This window comes from Aurantiacibacter xanthus, assembly GCF_003584015.1.
GTDB lineage: Bacteria > Pseudomonadota > Alphaproteobacteria > Sphingomonadales > Sphingomonadaceae > Alteraurantiacibacter > Alteraurantiacibacter xanthus.
The window spans coordinates 14,055-33,976 of record NZ_QXFM01000120.1 but is presented as its reverse complement, the minus strand read 5'-3'; the positions used below and the strand labels follow the sequence as shown (position 1 = coordinate 33,976).

Genomic DNA, 19,922 nt, shown 5'->3' with positions numbered 1-19,922 from the left:
CTTTATCGCCGTCCCACCTTTCATGGCAAACCGGCCCCGCGGCCTATGGCAGCGTGCACTTCGGCAAGAGCCTGCTGTGGGCCGGAGAGGATGCGCTTACGCTCTACATCCTCGTCCGCTTCCTGCAGATCGAGCCGGCGCTGGCAGGGGCAATGTTCCTTGCCAGCGCCCTGTGGAATGCAGTGTGCGACGGGGTGTTCGGCGGTGCGCTCCTTCGCTGGCCGGTCCTGCAGCGCATTTTGCCGGCGCTTTCGATAGCGGCGATACTTGCGGCCGGCGGTGGCTTTGCCGTGCTGCCAATGCTGCCCCAGGGCGACCCGCTGGCCGCCGGGGCCCTGCTCGCCCTGTTCCGCACCGGCTTCAGTCTGGCGGACTTGCCGCATAACGCTCTGACGCGCCGTCTGGCGCTGGAACACGGCGATCTGGGCATCGCCCGGCTGCGTGCGATCTGTTCGGCGGCTGCCGCGCTGGTTGTGGGATTTGCATCGCTTCCGGTGCTGTTGGCGGAGGGCGTTCGGTCGAGTTCGGTCATGCTGCTGATCGGCGCGGTCGGTCTGGTCGCGATGGTATGCATGCTGCCGCTGCCTGCGATGTTGGCACGCGAGGCTGTCAGGGAATCCCTCGAGAGGGCGGCGGGCGAAGGATCGTTCATCGACCCCGCGTTGGTGGTGTTCTGCGCCGCTTCCGCTGTCGGACTGGCCGGACTGGCCGCTGCGGGCAAGGCCATGCTGCATCTGGATCTCGGCGGCCCGGAACTGACTGCCGGCGTCTTGCTATTGCTCACCTGCGGTCGTCTGGCGGCCGTCTGGTTCTGGTCGCCGGTCGCTCGCAGCATCGGCAGCCGCAGTGCCCTCGCACTCGCCTATGGCCTGAGCGCGATGTTCATTCCGCTGTTTGCCCTCATTCCGCAGGCCAGTCCCCTGACGGTTCTTGCGGCACTCGGCGTCATGAGCCTTCCGGGTGGAGGTGTCGCCATGCTGAGCTGGGCCGTACTGTCCGAGACGATCGGCGGGAAGGGCGGCCAGACTCCGGCACGTTATGCGGCCGCGTTCGGATTGTTCACCATGAGCATCAAGATCGCGCTCGGGCTGTCCGGCTTTGTTGTCGGCGGCTGGCTTGCGTCGGTGGGGCAGTCGGCCGACATCGAGCCCGCAGCGTTCTGGCCGCTCGGTGTTGCGGTCATGGCGGGCTGCGGCCTTGCCGCGCTGCTCACACACCATATGCCCGGCAACACCGCGCCTTCGGCTATCCCTCCGGCCTAGCGCCGCGCGCCGCGAGAGAGGCACCGCCGTTCGAGCTGGCGGTGCGCAATTGCGCCAGGTCTTTCGCCCGGATGACCTTGCCACCGCCCGCTCCGCCGCGCGTCATGGCGGCGAGGCCGGAACCAATGAGAATCATGGTAGCAGTCTGCGCGGCGGCCCGATCGAGCCCCTCGCTGCCGCCGATCGCCTTGCTCACCACCGCATGCACGTTTTCGGCCCGGCGGCGACGCATATCGAGAGCGAATACGACCAGGGCCGGATCGCGCGCTGCTGCGAGCGCGACCGAATGCGTCGCGCGGATCAGCGTGAGCCCGTAAGAGCCGTCTGTATCCTCAAGGCTGGTCCCGCGCACTTCGTGTCGCGCCCGCAGGATCAGCGAACCGATCGCCGCATGCATGAGATCGTCACGAGTGGGAAAATAGTGAGCGACGCTGGTATGCGGAATGCCGCCTTCCGAAGCGACCTGTCGGTGCGTGATCCCCGCTGCCCCCATTTGCATCATCACGTTGGCAGCATAGTCGGCCACTTCCGCCCGCTTGGAGCCTTCCGGCAGATCGAACGGCATCTGCACGGCAGCGTTTCCTTCCCCGCACGCGGAAACCAGGGCGGCAAAGCCTCGGCTCAGTCCGCTTGCCTGCCCGGCCATGCCCTCGGCCAGACGCTGGATGGTGGCGGCGCGCAGCAAGCGGTAGTCGGTGTGGCAAGGTGCGGCGATGGAAAAGGGCAACTCATCGCGACAATAGGCGGCTATCGCGCGTGCCAGAGCGTCGGCACCTTGTCGATGATCGCGTTCCAGCAGTCTGGCCCAGAAGTGATCTTCGTCATCCAGCAAGCCGGGCAGTGTCGGGAACCCGCCCGGATCGACGATCGCCTCCACCAGGAACTCGCAGGTGGTGATGGCAGCCTCGCGCCGCACGACCGCAGCTTCCTCCAGATACGCCGCGATCACAGTCGCCAGGACTTGCGGATCGGCCAGGTCGAGCTGCGCGGTGCGCTCCCGCCATCGATCGAGGAGGTCGCGCCGCTCCTTCCGCTCCTCCTCGATCAGCCTGCCGATAAGGGCCGCCTTGTCCCCGATATGATGGTTGAGCGAACCCACCGAACTGCCCGCGCCCTGTGCGACGGTGCGCATGCTGAGGCCGCGAATGCCGTGATCTGCGATGCGCGATCGAGCAACCGGTATGAAGGGCAAAGCGAGAGGCTTGGACATTCCGATCTCTTGAGCGCGTCGACAGCACTTCTCAATGCATTAATCTGTCGGATAGGCGCTTTGTCAACGGGCAGCTCTGGCGTCTCTTCAGCCGGCTGACACAACCGATTTGATGAACAATGCGGAATTTGCGATTGGTTCGCAATAAGTGAAGTGCTACGTGTCTCGTCGGCTATCATTGATCAACAGGGGGAGCCGGTGCGGGTGTCCAGGATGGATTCCCTCCAGGTCTTCGTCGCAGCTCAGGCGGAGCTTGTCCGTTACGCGGCGAGACTCACGGGGGACGCGGCTGAAGCTGAGGATGTGGTGCAGGAAGCCTGGCTGCGCTTCCGAGCAGCGACCACTGCGCGCGTGCTTGACGAACCCAAGGGCTATCTTTTTCGCATCGTCCATAACCTTGTTTTGGATCGACATCGGCGCCGCGCGCGAGAAAGTCAGATATTCGCGTCGGACGCGGCCATCGCTGCCGTATTGGCACCGAGCGATGAGCCCTCGCAGCAGGCGCATCTGGAGGCAAAGGACGAACTGGCGCTGCTCCGCAAGGCCATGGCGCAACTGCCTGTTCGGACGCGGCGAGCTTTCGAAATGCACCGCTTCGAGGAGATGAAGCTGGTGGAGATCGCCGCTGAACTTGGCATCTCGAAAAGCTTGGCGCAGGAACTGGTGATCGATGGTGTAGAGCATTGCAAGAAGGCTCTGCGGCGCGGTGACTGATCTTCTGCTGAATTTTCCGGAATGCCTGGCGTCGCGTTCGTTCAATGCATGAAGCCATTCAGAACATTCGTCAGTGGGGCAGTGCAGAACGGCATGCGGAAGCGGGGATGAAAACGGGGCCTGACAAGAATCGTAGCCGGGGCGGCGATCTCAGCCGCCAAGCCTCCGCGTGGCTGGTGCAACTTGAGGATGCCCCGGAAGACGATGCCTTACGCGCGGAATTCATGGATTGGCTCGCGACCAGTCCGGCTCACCTCGCCGCCTGGGAGGAAACTGCGAGGGTCTCCGACCTGATAGTGCTTGCGGGGCCGTCACCTCGGATCACATCCTCGCTGGCATCGGGATCGGCCAGACGCACCTGGTTGCGAAACGTCCCGCCCGCCCGCGCGCTCGCCTCGCTTGCCGTGGCCGCCTGCCTTGCCTGGATTGCAGTCCCGTATGTTGCGCTTCAGCTTCAATCCGATGCGATCACCGGGGCCGGGGAACTCCGGCAGGTGACGCTTGACGATGGGACTATGGTGCAACTGGCGCCCACCACGGCAATTGCCTTTTCCAACGATGCCGCAGGCCGCAGGTTGCAACTGCTGCGCGGCGAAGCCTGGTTTGACGTCACGCACGACGAAGCACATCCATTCAAAGTCATAGCCGGGGACAACACCGTCACCGTTCTCGGCACCGCCTTCTCGGTGCGCAAAACGGACGATGGTACGGATGTTGCCGTTCAGCGCGGCCGTGTCGCCGTGACTGCGTCGGACGGGATGCGATCGGATCGTGTGGAACTGGTGGCTGGCCAGTCAGTGTCGACGGATGGAACCGTGGTCACACGGAACACCGTCCGTCCCGACCGCGTGGCGAGTTGGCGCGATGGGATTGCTATCGTCAATGATCTGCCAGTTGGCGACGTGATCGATCAACTTCGCCCTTGGTACAAAGGCTATATCATCGCCAGAGGCCCAGGGCTGAGTGACCGTCATGTGAGCGGGATTTATGATCTGCGCGATCCCGATCTTGCGCTGAAGGCATTGGCGGAAGCGCATAGGGTCACGGTTTCTCGCGTCTCACCGTGGCTGCGGATTGTGACTGTCCGCTAGGCGCCGCCTCACATTTTCTCATCCGGCGCATTTTTTCCGGAATTCACCGACGTTCCAACGTTAAGAATGTAAGACTGACTCGCATTAGCGATATTGGTCGGACTTCTATCTTAACCGAGAGGAATTGGTCAGGTGAATTCTGGGGGTGTTTTTCGAGCATGTGGCAAGCGTCGCCTTTGGGTGCGGGCGCTGCTCGCTTCGGCTGCACTTGGTGGTTTGAGTGCGCCAGTGGTTGCTCAGGCACAAGCGGTCGCTTCGGAACGAGCGCTCGCGTTCGATATTCCGCCACAATCGGTTGCGGACGCGCTGGCGGATTTCGGCCGGCAATCAGGCCTTCAAGTCAGCGTGGACGCGGATCAGGTCAGGGGGCTTTCCTCGCAGGGCGTCAAAGGCACGATGACGGCTTCGCAGGCGCTGGCTCGCCTGCTGGACTCCACGGGCCTTGTGGCGCGGATCGACGGCAACATCGTGTCATTGCGATCCACATTGACCGTGTCGAACCCGTCAGGGGACGACACGATCACGCTGGGCGCCCTGCGCGTGGAGGGTAGCGCCATGTCAAACGGCGAAACGGGCGCGGAGCGCGATCAGCGGCAGAAGGATGCCGTCTACGATCAGGATCTTTCCTCCACCTACATGGGCAGGGAGGAAGTCGAGCGTTACAAGGGCATCAACCCCGCCGACGTGCTGAAGGGCATGGTCAATGTCTTCAGCGGAGACGCGCGCAACAGCGGGGCCATCGATCCCAGCATCCGTGGTATCCAGGGGCCGGGGCGCGTGCCCGTCATCATCGACGGCACCGAACAGGCGCTGACCGTCTGGCGCGGCTATAATGGCGCAAGCAACCGCAGTTATATCGATCCCAGCCTGATCTCGGGCGTGCAGGTGCTCAAGGGTCCGGTCTCGACACGTGACGTCAACGGTTCGACTGGCGGCGCTGTCGTCATCAACACGCTCGATGCCGACGATATATTGCAGCCGGACCAGACATTTGGTTTCGAACTGAAGCTGGAGGGCGGCAATAATTCCACCTCACCGCGCCTGCCCACACTGCTGACGGGGCAGGACTATCGTACCGTAGAGGGGTTTCCAGGAACGCCGGGCACGCCGGGGCTGCCCAATTTCCCTTACGCCGATCCCACACTCAGGATCACGCCGCGCACGGCGGGCGACAACGAATTCCTCTCGCTGGGTGATCAGGCGGCTCGCATAGCGGTCGCGGGGCGTATGGGTGACTTCGATCTGTTCGGCGCCTATGCCTGGCGCAAACGGGGCAACTATTTCTCCGGTGAACACAACGCTGATTATTATTCGCAGGACGATCTTGAATTGGCGCCGGACACTTTCGTTCGAATGCTTGGGGTCAATTACAAACCTGGCAATGAGGTGCCGAATACGTCGAGCGAGTTGGAGTCCTGGTTGATCAAGGGCACCTGGCGCATCGCCGACGATCAGTATTTGCAGCTCGGCTTTCGCGACAGCCGCTCGAAATATGGTGAGATCATTCCCTCGCGGATCATCTCCTCATCCGGGTTTGGTAACATCCAGTGGCCGCTCAGCAAGGTTCATGCCCAAGCCTACAACGCCGAGTACAGATGGCAGCCGGAAAGCCCGTGGATCGATTTGAAAGCCCAATTGTGGGCAACCCATACCGTCAGTGATACCTACAGCGCCGGCGGCTTTCCCAATGCGGCATCGGGCGACGACCCGGTCATCACCAATACGGCACTCGGCAATGCGAGGAACAATCGCTTCGGTCTGACGGCAAGCAATCAGATGATGCTGTCATCACAACTTGATCTGCTGCTGGAAGGAAACTGGAGCCACGAAAAGCTGCGGTCAGATGACGAGTATAGCGATGCTATCGCCAATGGCTGGCGTCAATATCCCCGTGCGGGCTGGAGAGAGGAATATCGGATCAGCCTGAAAGGCGAATGGCGACCGACCAGCTTCCTCAAGGTCAATGCCGGCCTCACCTATTCGGGATACCTGGCGCATGACGACTTTCTGGAGGAATTGATCGGCATTCGAGGTGGATCGATCAACAATGTCGTGACCTCGGAATACAGGACGAGCTACCAGACCGAAGAGTTCGGCGTCGATGCCTATCGCAAGCAGCAGATCGCGTTCTGGGAAGGTGTCGGCCTGCCGTCCGATCTGGCGGCAATCTTCGCCGATGCCGACACGCAGGCCTATGCCGCAAATCCCTACCCATTCACCACCACCCAGTCAGGTCCGTTGTGGCAAGCCGACGCACAAGGCAAATATCATCGCGCTGACAACATCTGCGTCAACGGCTTCCTGAGCGGCATCGCCAACTATATCGCGGATTCGTGCTCCGTTTCGATCAATTCGCAGTCGATCGTGGCGACCACTGAGTCGAAGCGAAAGTCCGGCCATGGCTGGGCGCCGATGGTATCCGCGACCGCCTACCTTTCCGGCAGCAGCCGCGCCCATCTGCGCTATGCCGAAGCTTACCGCTTTCCGAGCATGTTTGAGAGCACGATCGGTTTTTCGGCATCGATCAACCCGCTCGAAACGTTGCAGCCCGAACACATCTATTCCTGGGAGGCGGCCTATGTTCAGGACCTCCGGGACTTTTTCGGTTTAGGTGCGGGGCAACATGCCGACCTGAAGCTGACCTGGTATCGCAATACGACCAGGGATGTGATCGAGCGGTCGACACAGCTCATGTTCTTCAACCTTGAAAAGCAGGTGATCGAAGGGCTGGAACTGCAGGCGCGCTTCGACAACGGTCGCTTCTTTACCGAAATCGGCGCCGCCCACATGCTCAGGAACAGTGCATGCGATGCGAGCTTCGCGATCCTCAAGGACCCCTCGCGTGGCCGGGTGCCGGACTGCGTCAAATATGGTTTCGTCTCCAGCTATCTGCTGACCCAGGCCACCCCCGAAGACACCATCAACTGGTCGGTTGGCGGCCGCTTCCTTGATCGCCGGCTCGAAATTGGCGGGCGGCTGATCTGGTACAGCGCCTACGACAATCCCCAGCTCGACGAGTTCATAGGCGGCCCCATCGCGGATCGTATCGGCGGTTACGCACTCAATGTGCCCTACAAATGGGACGAAATCGTCACTCTCGACGCCTACGCGACGTTCCGCCTCAACGATCGCTTCACGGCCGAGCTGGTCGGAACCAATCTGACCGACCGGTACTATCTCGATCCGCTCAGCCGCTCACTGACCCCAGCGCCGGGGCGCACGGTTCGTCTCAGTCTCACAGGGCGATTCTGAACATGGAAATTCAGGGACGCCACCATTTCCCGATCCTTGCAACGGCTGGGAAACGGCGGCGAACCCTGGATGCAAGCGCCTGTTTACAGGCAACTCGAACGTAGGAGAATTAGCATGAAACTCTCGAACCTCAACCGGATTGCCATTGCGCTTGTCGCATCGGCTTCCTTCGCCGGGACTGCCCATGCCGGCATATATGGAGCTTCCAGCGATACCAGCGAAGTCACGATCGCAACCAGCAACCTCAATGCGGGACCACATGTGGCCGGCCGACCCGGTATCGGTGTTCCAGCCATGCCCGGTGTGATCGTGGATTTCCAAGGTCTCCGATCCTCGGCTGGAACGGATGGCGATGGAGTCAGCACCATCAATGCCGGGACCAGCGTTCCCACCGATCACAGCAATCTTGGCGTCTTTCATTTCGCCAAGGTCGGCAGCGCCAATCTCTACTTTGGCGAATGGTCGCAGACGTCGAGTGTCAGCGACGGTACGCACACCGTTTATTACGCCGGTGATGACGGCGGCACCACCACTGTTCCGACCAGCGGTTCAGCGACCTATTCGGTCAAGGGCGTCAGCGATTATGCCAACAAGGGTCTGCTGACCGGCACCTTCACCGCCAACTTCGGATCGGGCACCTCGGGGACGCTGTCCGGCAGCATCGCCAATTCCGGTTCGGGTTATGCCGTCAACATCGGCACGGCGACGATCGCTGGCACCAACTTCGCGGGCACCGGGGCGACAGCGACGCAGTCGGGTAGCACGGTTGCGTCGAGTGGCACGGTCAGTGGCCGCTTCTTCGGCGCGAACGCGGCCGCGCTGGCCGGCATCGTGAGCTTCTCTTCCGGGCGCCAATACAACACCGCGTTCGGTGGCACGAAGAACTGAACCTTCGCAGCCGAGACGGCAACGGGACAGGGGGGCCGCATGGCGCCTCTGTTTCCCGGCCATTCCCCTTTCCCCCATCAGGGCTCCCGCATCTCGTGACGACTTATCGTGCCCGATTTCTGTACCCGCTTGCCTGGAGCCTTGCCATGGCTAGCACCTTTGCAGGCACCGCAGCCGCGCAGACTTCGGGCAATGCCGATACCCGGCTGCGCCTCGACCAGAGCCTGGATAATCAGAATGCCGAGGTCGAACGGCAATTGCTGAAGGATGCCGAAGATCTGGACGGCGTTCCATCGACTATAGAGATCGATGGCAAGACATACGCGGTCGCCAACAGGGTCAGCGAGGTTGGTGAGGCGCTCTATGTCGCCATTACACGCAAGCAATGGCCAGACGTGCGGCGCTTCCTCAACGCCTATCTGGCGTTCGAAGATCGTGACCCGATGCTTGTCGCTTATGCGCAGGGGGCATTGGCGCTGACTTCCGGCAAGTTGGCTGAAGCAGAACGACAATACCGGACACTTCTTGGCCTTCAGCCCGATTTTGTACCCGGCCAGCTTGAGCTGGCGCGCGTGCTGTTCGAGAACCACAAGGATCGCGAAGCGCTCCGCCTGTTCGAAACCGCATACGCTGCCCTTTCGAATGACGGCGAAAGGGCGACAGGTGTCCTTCGGACCATTGACAGTTTTACGCAAGCTCTCGCCAAGCGGCGCGGCTGGCAGGGCTCGATCGCCTTGGGGCCGGGCTACAGCAGCAATCTCAACGAGTCTTCGGCCAGCTACACCTGCCTGCTCGCAGGAGAAGACGGCACCTGCCTCATCGACCGCAAGGTGCCGGATCCGGTTCAGGCGACGGGCATCAACTTCGAGAGCAGCATCAGCCGCCGAATGCCGCTTAGTGGACACAGCGGCATTACCGGGCGCGCACTGTTCTACGGTGATATCTATCCGGGCCATGGCCGGTACAGCCAGACCACGCTGACGACGCAGCTGGGCTACGATTACCGCACCGCCCGGGCCAGTTTCACCCTGTCGCCGACGTTCGACATAGGGTCGCTCGGGTCGGATGTCCTTTACGATGCCGTTGGCGTCCGGGCGGAAACGATGATCAATCCTTCCGCGACGACCGCGATCCGGATTGAGGCCAGCCGTCGCTGGTTCACCTATCGCCTGCCGTCCTATCAGGATCACGACGGTGCACTGACCGAGGTGCTGCTGACTGGCTGGAAAGTGCTTCCGTATGGCTGGGCAGTGTTCGCTGGGCCAGACTTCGCCGCCAAGGACGCGGATGATCCGGTCAATGCCTACCGCCAATATGGCTTGCGGCTGGGCCTGAACAAGCAGTTCGGACAGGCCGTCGGCCTGCTCGCCTTCGCTTCGCTGCGGCAGCGCGATTATCGCGCCTACAGCGACCTGCTGGAGGCCAGACGCCGCGATCGCGAACAGAATTATGTCGCCAACGTCCGGTTTCCGGCGCTGCGTTTTGCCGGCCTGACGCCCAGCCTTCTTGTCCAGCACAGCCGGGTCAGCAGCACCGTCGACTGGCTCTACTCCTATCGGAAAACCAGCCTGGCGGTGAGGATGGACTATGCCTTCTAGCGTTCGCCAGCCTGGCCCCGGATCCCGCCCTCGGACCGCTCGACCCGACCCTTCTTCTTTCAATTCAACAGGAGCATCTATGACGACCGATATTCTCGAACCTTCCCGCGCCAAGCGTTTGAAGGCGCTGACCCGCGAAACCCATGACCGGCTCGACAAATCGATCATGGCGGCCGCTTCCTTCGCGACCGTCGAAGGCTATGGCCGCTTCGTCACGGTCCAGTATCTGTTTCATCGGGACATCGACGCGCTGTATGACAATACGGCCTTGCAGGTCCTTCTGCCCGGCCTGATGGAACGGCGGCGCCTGCCGCTGATCGCCGCCGACCTTACGGACCTGGGCCTGCCCTTTCCTCATGACGAAGCCCCAGCGGCGTTTATGCAGACCAGTGCCATAGACATTCCGGCGGCGCTGGGTTGGCTCTATGTGGCCGAAGGCTCGAACATGGGCGCGGCCCTGCTGCGCAAGGAAGCGGCAAAGATCGGGCTTTCCGACGAATATGGCGCACGGCATCTCGCGCCTGCCACCGAGGGGCCTGCCGCGCACTGGCGCGCGTTCATTGCCGCTCTCGATGCGGCGGAACTGTCTGCCGAGGAGGAAGCGTGCGTCGTAGCAGGCGCGAATGCCGCATTCGCGCGGGTACAGGCGCTGGTCGATGCCCGCATTGGCTGAGCCTGGGGCTGACCCCGGTACAGAGCCCGCGGCCGAGGCTCTGCTTCGCCGCGGGCGCGTAGCCCGATCCGGCTGGCTGGTGCTTGGGCTGTTGCTGGTGGCTGTGGGATTTGTCGGCATCTTCGTGCCGCTCCTCCCCACCACGGATTTCATGTTGCTGGCGCTGCCCTGTTTCGCGAGGTCTTCACCTCGGTTGGAAGCGTGGCTTCTGAATCACCCGCGCTTCGGCCCCAGCCTTCGCGCGTGGCGGGCGACGGGCGCTGTTCCGCGACACGCCAAGATTGCGGCTTGTATCGGCATGATGGCCGGATACGGGCTTTTCTGGCTCCACGTACAGCCGGGACTGGGCTTTGCCCTCGCGGTGGCGGTGGGGATGCTGGCGAGCGCCATATGGATCATTCGCCGTCCCGTGCCGGAAGACAAGGCATGAGGGACGGTTCACTGCGAGTGACGGAAGATGGCGGCGGCCCGTTTGCGGGCAATATCGCCATGATCTCATGCCGCTATGACGGGCACGTCGGAGCCGACGATGATGCCCCGCCGGCTCCCGATCCCATTCCTCGACATTCCAGCCGCTATTGCGATCAGGCAATGGACTGGCGGACACGGCTGTTTGGGATCACCGGCACAGCCGCGGTTGGCGCTCTTGCGTTGGGATGTGCACTGTTTACGTGGCAGGTTGTGTATCCGACGGTCGTTGTGCCGTCCGCTCCGCTGGTCGTGGAATTGCAGCCTCTCGCAGCGCCTCCGGAGCCGCCTCGCGAGGTTGCCACTGGTCCAGAGCAGGTTGAACGACAGGAAGATCGTCCCAGGCCAGAGCCCGAAATTGCGCCGCCGCCGCCCATGGTACAGTTTCCCCAGACCACGACGGTGATGCACGAAATCCGCGAGCCAGTGGAAGCGGTGATCGTCCCCGGTCCGCCCGCTCCCGAAACCACAGCCCCAAAGAGTGTTGCAGCGCCTGCCGCGGCCAGTCTTTCCAGCGATGCCAGGCAGACCTGGGAAGCACGGTTGCTGGCGCATCTGGAACACTATCGCCGCTTTCCCGCACGAGCCCGCGTCGCTCGCCAGCAAGGCACGGTGCAGATCCGTTTCCGAATGAACCGGGCTGGCTCCGTCCTCACCGCGTCGGTGGTGAACGGTTCAGGCTTCACGACATTGGATCAGGCTGCTCTCGATACATTGAAACGGGCAGAACCTTTGCCAGGGATTCCCACGGACATGCCCGACGAAGTCGAACTCACGATCCCGGTCGAGTTCTATCTGGGGTCACGGCGATGAACTGACCCAAGCCATTTGGTAAGGAAGAAGCAGTGACCCAATCCGCGGCGCCAGCTGCCTCTTGGCTGCATTCGTTAACACCCAATCTTAACAAGTATTCCCGGCAAATCCTATGGCAGTCCGCATGGTTCCGGAGCATGAAGGCGACCATCCATCCCGTGGGGCAGCGATCACATCCATTGCGGCCAAGATTGGCTATTCAGGGCACACGTTGCTGGAGTGGGTGAAGAAAGCCGAAGTGAACAGCGGCAAGCGTGCCGGTGTGCCGAGCGAGGTGGCAGACAAGTTGAAGGCCTTGGAACGCGAGAGCCGGGAGTTGCGGCAGGCCAACGAGATCCTGCGCATGCCAGTCCTGAGCTTGTCGAAGGGGCCTTGGCCGAAACCATCAACGGACTCTACAAGGCCGAGGTGATCCACCGATGCGGACCATGGCGATCGTTCGAGGCCGTGGAACACGCCATGCTCGAATGGGTCGATTGGTTCAACAACCGCTGCCTGCTCGCGCCCATCGGCAATATCCCGCCTGCCGAAGCTGAACCACGATACTACACCATACTGGACGACACCCCCAATGGCCGCATAATTTGATGAAACTGGACTCCGGCAATCCCGGGGGCTACTCAGTTGCAGCGCGAAGTTCACCGTTCAAATATCGAACTCGAAGCCGATATGCACCGCGAGGCCGTCAAGCGCGTCGGTGAGTGGGATTTGGCACGACAGGCGAGAGTAGAGTCGCGGTTGTCGGAGCTGTCGAGCAGGTCGTCCTCGTCCTCGCTCATCGGCGGAAGTCGGTCGGCGAAGGCGGGATCGATATGGACGTGGCAGGTCGCGCATGAACAGCCGCCGCCGGACAGCGCGAGAAGCTCGTCGATCCCGGCATCGCGGATGGCTTCCATCAGCGTGAGGCCGGGCGCTGCCTCGATGCGCTGCTTTGGGCCAGCGCGCGTGGTGACCTCGATGCGGAGTGTCTAGACGCCATCCTTGCGGGCTGGCGCTGGCTGGTCTTCGATCAGGTGCACGAGATCGGCGAGCGTCGAACAAACCGGAGTGGCGATGCCGGCGCGTTCACCCTCACGGACGATGGCGCCGTTGATCATCGCGATCTCGCTCTTGCGACCGGCCTCGCGGTCCTGGAACATCGATGCTTTGTGGCCGGCATGGTCCTTGAGTGCCGAGCAGACTGCGGCGTCGATCTTCACCGCGTCGAGCGCGATGCCCTGACTTTGGGCCACTGCCACGGCTTCGCTGATGACGCCGCGGGCAATGCGCAGGCCGGGCGCGTTGTCGAGCCCGCCATTGGTCTTTTGGGCGATCATCGCCGGGGCGTTGAGTGCGGCGTTGAAGGCGAGTTTTTCCCAGACGGTGCGACGGATATCACCAGAGGCACTGGCTTCGAATCCGGCATTGGCCAACAGAGCAGCAACGTCCCTGGCGTGCGCCGTCGCAACCTCGCCGCTGCCGCCGAGGGCGAGCGAATTGGGGGCGTGCGTGCTCACCACATTGGGCGGTGAAAGATCAGCTGGGATATGCGCTGTGCCAAACAGAGTGCGCTCGGTTCCGAAGGTCTCCGCGATGATTTCGGCGTTGCCGAGGCCGTTCTGCAGCGAGAGCGCCAGCGGTGCGCCGACGGCCAGATGGGCGACGCTGGATATCGCAGCGGCGGTATGATTGCCCTTGGTGAAGACGATCACGAGATCGACCGGACCTGAGACCGCATCGGCGGTGGCCGCCCGGAGCGCGACCGGCCGCGTTCCCGCTTCGTCCTTAAGCACCAGGCCGCGTTCGTTGATGGTGGCGATGCGCGCCTGATCGATATCCACCAGCGTGACGTCGTTGCCGGCAAGCGCGAGGCGGGCGGCGAACAGGCAGCCCATGGCTCCCGCGCCGACGATGACGATGCGCTGCGCCACGTCGTGTTCCGGCATTCGCGTGTCTCCTAGATCGAGTAAATGTCGAGCATGGTGGGGATCACCTCGTTCTGGAGGTGGATGATCTTCTCGCTGATTTTCCACGCTTCGCCATCGCGGCGGAAGGCGTGGCGGTAGCTGCCGAAGAAGTTGTGCGTCAGGCTGGTGCGCGCGTCGTAGACGTTGACGAGGAAGGCCGCGCGGGTGCGCGCCGTGGCGTTATCGTCCTCGTCGAGGATGACGTTGGTGACCATGTGCGTGACGCGCGTCATGGCGTTGGACGCCACCGAATGACCCGAGTTCAGACGCTTGACACGGTCCTCCAGATTGCGTCGACCACGGTAGAAGATCATCGACAGCTCGGTGTCCGGGTCTTGCGTCAGCGTGCCGTCCTCGCGCCAGGCGGGCATCCAGTAGAGGCAATCGGGCGTGTAGAGATCGATCCACTCGGCGAAGCGCGATTCGTCGAGCAACCGTGCTTCATGCGAGAGCAGGTGCGCGAGTTCAGCTTGCAGCGCGCTCATTGCACCACCTCGGCCATGCGCTCGGCCCAGGCTTTGTAATAGCTCTGGAACAGGCTTTCATCGCACAATTGCGCGTCGGCGACGACATTGCGGGCAGGGGTCATGCCGAGCATGTCGGAGAACGGGTTTCCGCCGTCCTGTGTGGCCGTAAAGCCGCGCGCATGACCCTGTAGCCAGCCACGCTCCTGTTCGGCCATGCCGGTCTGTGCCTCCTCGTAGCAGACGGTGTCATCGGGCGTCGCCATGCCGGTGGGATTGAAGAAATCCTCGTACTGGCGGATGCGGAAGCGGCGGGCCTCGGCGCTCTCGCCGCGCGGGGCGATGCACCAGGTCTGCATCTCGGTGAGGTTGGGGCCAAGCGGGCGGATCACGCGCATCTGGCTCGAGGCGTTGTCGGCGATCTGCAGATTGGGAAAAATCGTCAGGTTGCGCATGTTGAAGATCCAGTTGCGCCGTGGCTCGCCCAGCCGCCCGGCGATTTCCTCGGCGCGTTCGAAATCTGGCGAGGCGGCGCTCACGCCCATCGCGCCCCAGTTGAGTACGTGACCATGATCGAAGCTGAAGGTGCCGCCGGTCACGCCCTTGGCACCTTCCTGCCAGAAGTCCGAGGCACCCAGCGAGGCCTCGACGACATCGTCCGACTTCTCCTTGGCGCGCTGTTCGAGGATGCGGATGTAGCTCGGGTGGGTGGAAGTGAAATGGTATTGATCTGAGCAGTTTTCGAGCTGCATCTTCCAGTTGGCGCGATAGGTGAAGCGCACCCGCCCCGGCACCAGTTCGACGCCTTCAGGGCTCTTGTCGGCCACGAGGTCCAGCAGCGCCCGGGCTTCCCCCAGATAGTCCTCCAGCGAGGGGACGTCAGCGTTCAGGCTGGCGAACAGGAAGCCGCGATATTCGCCGAACTGCGCAACCGCGGCCAGATCGTGGTTCTCCTGATCGAAGCCTGCGCCATAGCAACCGCGCTTCTGCCACTTGATGTTCCTGTTCGCGCCCGCGCTGTCGAAGGTCCAGGAATGGTAGGGGCACACATGCATGCGCGCCGAACCGCAAGGTTTCTGCACCAGCCTGACCCCCTTGTGCGGACAGGCATTGACGAAGCATCGCAACGTCCCTTCGCCGTCGCGGCTGACGATCACCGGCACGCGGCCGATAAAGGTGGTGAAATAGTCGTGCGGGTTTTCGGCCTGGGTCGCGAGGCCGACGAACACCCAGCCACCTTCGAAAATGTGGCGCATCTCGAGGTTGAACAGTTCTTCGTCGCGGAACATCGCACGGTTGATGCGGAACACGCCGTCCTCGGGGCGGTCGTCAATCAGGTCTTTGAGGGCGAAACGAGTCATATCATACCTCCTTCTCGGCCAGCACGATTTCCACCAGTGTGGGGCCATCGGCCGCGAACGACCATGCCAGGGCCTCTTCGAGTTCGGCCACGCTCACGGCGGAACGGGCGGCCACGTTATGGCCCTTGGCAAGAGCGCAGAAGTCGAGGCCGGTCAGATCGGTGCCCTCGACCTTGCCGAGCTGGAAATGGCGGCCGAATTCGCGCAGCGCGGCATAGCACTTGTTGTTGATCACCAGAAAGCTGACGGGCGTTCCGAGCTGGGCGGCGCTGAACAGCGCCTGCTCGGAATACATGAACGATCCGTCGCCGATGATGGCGATGATCTTTCTGTCCGGATTGGCCAGTGCCACGCCGACCGCGGCGGGCAGGGCGTAGCCGAGCCCCCCGCTGGCGGTGGTGAAGAACTGGTCCGGTCCGGTCAGCGCCATTTGCTGCTGCATGATGGCCCGTGTTGAGGGCGCTTCCTCGACGATGGCACTATCGGTCGGGCGCATCCGGGCGATACAGGCAAAGGCGGCCGCGGCATCGAGCGTATCGCCGGTGAGCGGGGGTGCCGGACGGGGTGGTAGCGGCGTTGCTCGCGCGTTCGGCTCGGCGGACACGGCAAGCCGCTCCAGCGCCGAACGGCAATCGGCGAGGATGGCCCGGTCGGCCGGGGCGAATGACAGCAGGTTGGGATCGTTTGCGATCAGCCACAGCCCTGTGTCGTCCGGCACGTGGGGCCCGGCTCCCTCGGTGTGGTAGAGATGCAGCGGCCCGCCGGCACTGATGACCAGATCGTGCTTGCCGAGCGTTTCCATGATCGCGGAACGGGAGGCAGGAATAAAGCCCTGGAACAGAGGGTGATTTTCGGGGAAAACGTTGCGGGAAGAGTGGGGCGCGGAGTAGACTGCGAGTTGGTGCCGTTCGGCAAGGGCGAGCGCGGCGTCCCACGCCTGCGACCGGGCGCAGTCCGCGCCGAGCACGAGGGCCGCTCGGCTGGCGCTTCCGAGCGCGCGGGCGAGTTCGACCAGCGCTGCGGGATCGCCGGGATTGGTGGTGGCGACCCGGGGAAGGCGCGGGAGCGGTTCGCACGGCTTGTCCCAATCGTCGACCGGGACCGAAACGAAGGTCGGGCCGAAGGGCGGGGTCATCGCGATCCGGTACGCGCGGGCGATGGCCAGCGGCACGTCCTCGGCCCGCGCGGGCTCGCAGGCCCATTTCACGAAGGGCTGCGGGAACTCGGTGGGACGAGCGGCATGCAGGAATGGTTCGAACGGGAGGATCGAACGCGCCTGCTGCCCCGCCGTCACGATCACCGGCGCGTAATTCTTGTAAGCGGTGAACAGATTGCCAAGCGCATGGCCGGTGCCTGCGCTCGAATGCAGATTGACCAAGGCGGCGTTGCGCGTGGCCAGGGCATAGCCATCGGCCATGGCCAGCACACTCGCCTCCTGCAGGCCAAGTACGTAGTCCATGTCGGCGGGAAAATCGCGGAACATGGGCAATTCGGTGGAGCCCGGGTTGCCGAAGATTTTGGTGATGCCGAGCTGCCGTAACAGGTCGATGGTCACTTCGCGTACGGTTGGGGCTGCCATGGGATGATCACTGGTCCTGCGTCGAGAGTATGAGCATGGGCGAAGGCGGCGGGGCGGTCGCCGCGCCGGGTCGGGTGCGAAAAGGAGGTGGATGTCTGCGACACCGTCGTAGTCTTCTCCCGCCGTGCGACCGGCGCCGGCTGCGGCCCGCGTCTTGTCCGCTTGCTGGCTAGCAGCGTGGTGGCATGCGAGATATTGCAATTTTGGACGCAACCCATAAGAAGATATTATGGAATTCGATGAAAGGCGCCTGCGCGCCGTTGTCGCTATCGCCGAAAATGGCAGTCTGGGCCGTGCTGCCGAGGCCATTCATGTCAGTCAGCCGGCCCTGAGCCGAATGCTGGGTGATCTGGAAGCGCGCCTCGAGACCAAGCTGTTCGAGCGTTACGCCAAGGGCATGGTTGCGACCCAAGCCGGGGAAATCCTGATCGAACACGCGCGCCAGCTCACCTTCGATATCGAGCAAGCGCGCCACGCCTTGCAGGAATTGCGGGGGCTGCGCAGCGGTCAGGTCCGCATCGGAGCGGTGGCGGCCACCACCCGTGCCCTGCTTCCCCGCGCGCTGGAGAAAATGCGGCGGCAGGCGCCTGGCCTTAAGGTGGAGCTTATGGAAGCGCCGGACAGTGAGCTGACCGACGCGCTGCTGGACCGGCGCATCGACCTGATCGTCGCCAGCGATTCGATCAGCCATGCGGATATCGAGCCGCTCAGCTATTGCGATTACGAAGACAGCTTTCAGGTCTGTTGCCGCGCCATCGATCCGCCGGTGGCACCCGATTGCGGCCTGAGCGAGGCGCTGGCGCAGGACTGGGTTATGCTCAAGCGTGGACGCACGCCGCGTTCGAACCTCGAAGCGCTGATCAAGGCGGCGGGCCATTCCGCGCCCAACATCGCAGTGGAAACCAACACCATCGGCACGCAGATCAGCATTCTGCGCAACAGCGATCTGCTGGGCTGGTTGCCTTTGGCCGTGATCGCCGACCAATGCGCGGCCGGGCAATTGCAGGTCGTCGAGATACCCGAATTGCTGATGCCCCGTCGTTTCCGCGTCTACCGCCGCAAGCAGGGCTATTTCCCCAAGCATACCAGGCTGCTCTATTCCTGCCTGACGGGCTAGGCTGCAGGGGCGGGATCTGGGGTGCCATAATGCAAATGCATGGCCCGCCCGGCTGATCGCAGTGGACCGCATCGCGCTAATGCAGCAGACCTTACGCTGACGTTCGGCGCCGCGAGAAGCGCCGAGGCGCCCGACCGGCGAGAGGACAGATATGGTAAAGACATTCGCCCAGGTGTTGGAAGCGCGGCCGGTCGGGCGGTTTCAGGTCGCTGTGGTCGCGGTTTCGTTCATGGTGCTGGTGATCGACGGCATCGATATCCAGCTGCTGTCGCTGGTCGCGCCGCAGATTATTGACGACTGGCAGATCACGCGCACTGCATTCGGCCCCGCACTCGCGGCTGCGCTGACGGGGATGGTAATCGGTTCGTTGGTCGGCGGGTGGCTTGGGGACCGCTTCGGGCGGTTGCTCGTGCTGGTGGGGGCGACGCTCCTGTTCGGGGCGGCCACTATCCTTGCCGCTACTACCGGCTCGCCGGGCGAGATGGCTCTGTTGCGCCTCGTATCGGGCGTGGGCTTCGGGGCGGCTGGCCCCAACGCCCTGGCGCTGGCAAGCGAATGGCTGCCACAACGCCTGCGACCGCGCGTTGCCACCTTGCTTGCGATCGGAACCCCGACCGGAGGAATTCTGGGAGCGTGGATCGTGCTGTTGCTCCTGCCGGACCTTGGCTGGCGCGGCGTGTTCGTGGCCTGTGGCCTCACGACCATGGCGCTGGTGCTGCCGATGCTGGCGATGCGTGAGCCGCCGGAAAATCTGCAGGCGCGCGGGAAGGGCGAGCGCGCGCGCGCCAACGCGCGCTGGTTCGGCGGCGCGGAGGTCGATCTCGGTTCGCTCGCTGCCGGGGACAGGCCGGAGACGAAGAGCGCGGCGGGCAACCTGTTCAGCCGCGAATTGCTGCGGCTGAACCTCGGGGCAGGCCTGGGCTTTTTCTTCGCCGCCATGGTGGCCTACGGCATGATCGCCTGGACGCCGGTGGTGTTCACCAGCGCGGGTTATTCGCTCGATGTGGGCATCCGCGCGCTGTTCGTGTTCAACCTGGCCTCGGTGATCTGTTCGCTGCTGATCGGCTTCGTGATTGAGCGGCTCGGTAGCCGGAGGGTGATCATGCTGGGGTCTGCGGGCATGCTCGCTTCGAGTCTGGCGCTGTACTGGCTGATGCAGGCCGCCACGGCACTAGCCTGGCTGATGCAGGCCGTGGTGGCGGCCAACGGCGCCACCACCGGCATAACGATCGCCACGATCTACGCGATGATGATCGCCGGCTTCCCCTCCTCCTGCCGCTCGGCCGGACTAGGCTACGGACTGGCTGCTGGCCGCCTCGGCGGCGTAGTGCTGTCGCTGGCGGGCGGGGTCTTGCTCGATGCCGCAGGGACGGCAACCTGGCCGTTCTTTACAGTTCTGGCGGTGGCAAGCGTGCTGGCCGGCCTCGGCGCGGTCATTTCGGACCGGCACCTGGTGCCGCAGCCGAAGGGTGCTGCCTGAGCAGCC

The 19,922-nt window shown here is 63.2% G+C and carries 17 protein-coding genes and 3 pseudogenes; 13 read left to right on the top strand and 7 right to left on the bottom strand.

Going from position 1 to position 19,922, the window contains the following annotated elements; translation table 11 throughout:
* The first annotated feature begins 53 nt into the window (after nt 1-53).
* Nucleotides 54-1,262, top strand: coding sequence for an MFS transporter (locus tag D2V17_RS15830; protein WP_220474140.1), 1,209 nt, complete (start codon nt 54-56; stop codon nt 1,260-1,262).
* On the opposite strand, the gene D2V17_RS15825 is transcribed toward D2V17_RS15830, so the two are convergent.
* Nucleotides 1,246-2,472, bottom strand: a complete 1,227-nt coding sequence (locus D2V17_RS15825; protein WP_119593838.1) for a TetR family transcriptional regulator — start codon at nt 2,470-2,472, stop codon at nt 1,246-1,248. The genes D2V17_RS15830 and D2V17_RS15825 overlap by 17 nt on opposite strands.
* Nucleotides 2,473-2,685: 213 nt before the next feature.
* Between D2V17_RS15825 and D2V17_RS15820 the strand changes: the two genes are divergently transcribed.
* The 4 genes from D2V17_RS15820 (at nt 2,686) to D2V17_RS15805 (ending at nt 8,417) form a co-directional block, all read left to right on the top strand.
* Complete coding sequence (locus D2V17_RS15820; RefSeq protein WP_245978754.1) at nt 2,686-3,186, top strand: sigma-70 family RNA polymerase sigma factor; 501 nt, start codon at nt 2,686-2,688, stop codon at nt 3,184-3,186.
* Nucleotides 3,187-3,230: 44 nt separating this feature from the next.
* Complete coding sequence (locus D2V17_RS15815) at nt 3,231-4,277, top strand: FecR family protein (protein ID WP_245978753.1); 1,047 nt, start codon at nt 3,231-3,233, stop codon at nt 4,275-4,277.
* Between the two features lie 180 nt (nt 4,278-4,457).
* Nucleotides 4,458-7,529: a TonB-dependent receptor gene (locus D2V17_RS15810; RefSeq protein WP_245978752.1), complete on the top strand. Its 3,072-nt coding sequence runs from the start codon at nt 4,458-4,460 to the stop codon at nt 7,527-7,529.
* Between the two features lie 114 nt (nt 7,530-7,643).
* Complete coding sequence (locus D2V17_RS15805; RefSeq protein WP_119593832.1) at nt 7,644-8,417, top strand: Slam-dependent surface lipoprotein; 774 nt, start codon at nt 7,644-7,646, stop codon at nt 8,415-8,417.
* A 77-nt stretch (nt 8,418-8,494) separates the two neighbouring features.
* Here the strand turns inward: D2V17_RS15805 and D2V17_RS21835 are convergent, their stop codons facing one another.
* Nucleotides 8,495-8,674 (bottom strand): hypothetical protein, encoded by a 180-nt coding sequence (locus tag D2V17_RS21835; protein WP_245978751.1) that lies wholly within the window; start codon nt 8,672-8,674, stop codon nt 8,495-8,497.
* On the opposite strand from D2V17_RS21835, the gene D2V17_RS15800 reads away from it, so the two are divergent.
* The 6 genes and pseudogenes from D2V17_RS15800 to D2V17_RS21825 form a co-directional block, all read left to right on the top strand.
* On the top strand, nt 8,675-10,015 hold the full coding sequence (locus tag D2V17_RS15800; RefSeq protein ID WP_245978750.1) for a surface lipoprotein assembly modifier: 1,341 nt from the start codon (nt 8,675-8,677) through the stop codon (nt 10,013-10,015).
* Nucleotides 10,016-10,094: 79 nt separating this feature from the next.
* The gene (locus tag D2V17_RS15795; protein ID WP_119593828.1) at nt 10,095-10,688 is read left to right on the top strand and encodes a biliverdin-producing heme oxygenase; all 594 of its coding nucleotides are present in this window, start codon (nt 10,095-10,097) and stop codon (nt 10,686-10,688) included.
* Between the two features lie 79 nt (nt 10,689-10,767).
* Complete coding sequence (locus tag D2V17_RS15790; protein WP_342767849.1) at nt 10,768-11,118, top strand: YbaN family protein; 351 nt, start codon at nt 10,768-10,770, stop codon at nt 11,116-11,118.
* Nucleotides 11,119-11,135: 17 nt separating this feature from the next.
* Nucleotides 11,136-11,969: an energy transducer TonB family protein gene (locus D2V17_RS15785; protein WP_245978749.1), complete on the top strand. Its 834-nt coding sequence runs from the start codon at nt 11,136-11,138 to the stop codon at nt 11,967-11,969.
* A gap of 112 nt (nt 11,970-12,081) precedes the next feature.
* Nucleotides 12,082-12,312: pseudogene (locus tag D2V17_RS21830) on the top strand (transposase); the annotation flags it as partial.
* 23 nt (nt 12,313-12,335) lie between these two features.
* Nucleotides 12,336-12,557: pseudogene (locus tag D2V17_RS21825) on the top strand (IS3 family transposase); the annotation flags it as partial.
* A 57-nt stretch (nt 12,558-12,614) separates the two neighbouring features.
* Here the strand turns inward: D2V17_RS21825 and D2V17_RS15775 are convergent.
* The 5 genes and pseudogenes from D2V17_RS15775 to mdlC all read right to left on the bottom strand — a co-directional run bounded on the left by D2V17_RS15775 (nt 12,615) and on the right by mdlC (nt 17,319).
* Nucleotides 12,615-12,928: pseudogene (locus D2V17_RS15775) on the bottom strand (2Fe-2S iron-sulfur cluster-binding protein).
* Nucleotides 12,929-12,937: 9 nt separating this feature from the next.
* On the bottom strand, nt 12,938-13,894 hold the full coding sequence (locus D2V17_RS15770) for a ketopantoate reductase family protein (RefSeq protein ID WP_119593822.1): 957 nt from the start codon (nt 13,892-13,894) through the stop codon (nt 12,938-12,940).
* A gap of 11 nt (nt 13,895-13,905) precedes the next feature.
* The gene (locus D2V17_RS15765; RefSeq protein WP_119593820.1) at nt 13,906-14,400 is read right to left on the bottom strand and encodes an aromatic-ring-hydroxylating dioxygenase subunit beta; all 495 of its coding nucleotides are present in this window, start codon (nt 14,398-14,400) and stop codon (nt 13,906-13,908) included.
* The gene (locus tag D2V17_RS15760; protein WP_119593818.1) at nt 14,397-15,740 is read right to left on the bottom strand and encodes an aromatic ring-hydroxylating oxygenase subunit alpha; all 1,344 of its coding nucleotides are present in this window, start codon (nt 15,738-15,740) and stop codon (nt 14,397-14,399) included. The genes D2V17_RS15765 and D2V17_RS15760 overlap by 4 nt, the downstream gene beginning before the upstream one ends.
* 1 nt (nt 15,741) lies before the next feature.
* Entirely contained in the window at nt 15,742-17,319 is a 1,578-nt protein-coding gene (gene mdlC / locus D2V17_RS15755; protein ID WP_119593816.1) for a benzoylformate decarboxylase, read from the bottom strand.
* A 229-nt stretch (nt 17,320-17,548) separates the two neighbouring features.
* Between mdlC and D2V17_RS15750 the strand changes: the two genes are divergently transcribed.
* Both D2V17_RS15750 and D2V17_RS15745 read left to right on the top strand, forming a co-directional pair.
* Nucleotides 17,549-18,436, top strand: a complete 888-nt coding sequence (locus tag D2V17_RS15750) for a LysR family transcriptional regulator (RefSeq protein ID WP_119593814.1) — start codon at nt 17,549-17,551, stop codon at nt 18,434-18,436.
* Nucleotides 18,437-18,587: 151 nt separating this feature from the next.
* Complete coding sequence (locus D2V17_RS15745) at nt 18,588-19,916, top strand: MFS transporter (protein WP_119593812.1); 1,329 nt, start codon at nt 18,588-18,590, stop codon at nt 19,914-19,916.
* The last annotated feature ends 6 nt before the right edge of the window (nt 19,917-19,922 follow it).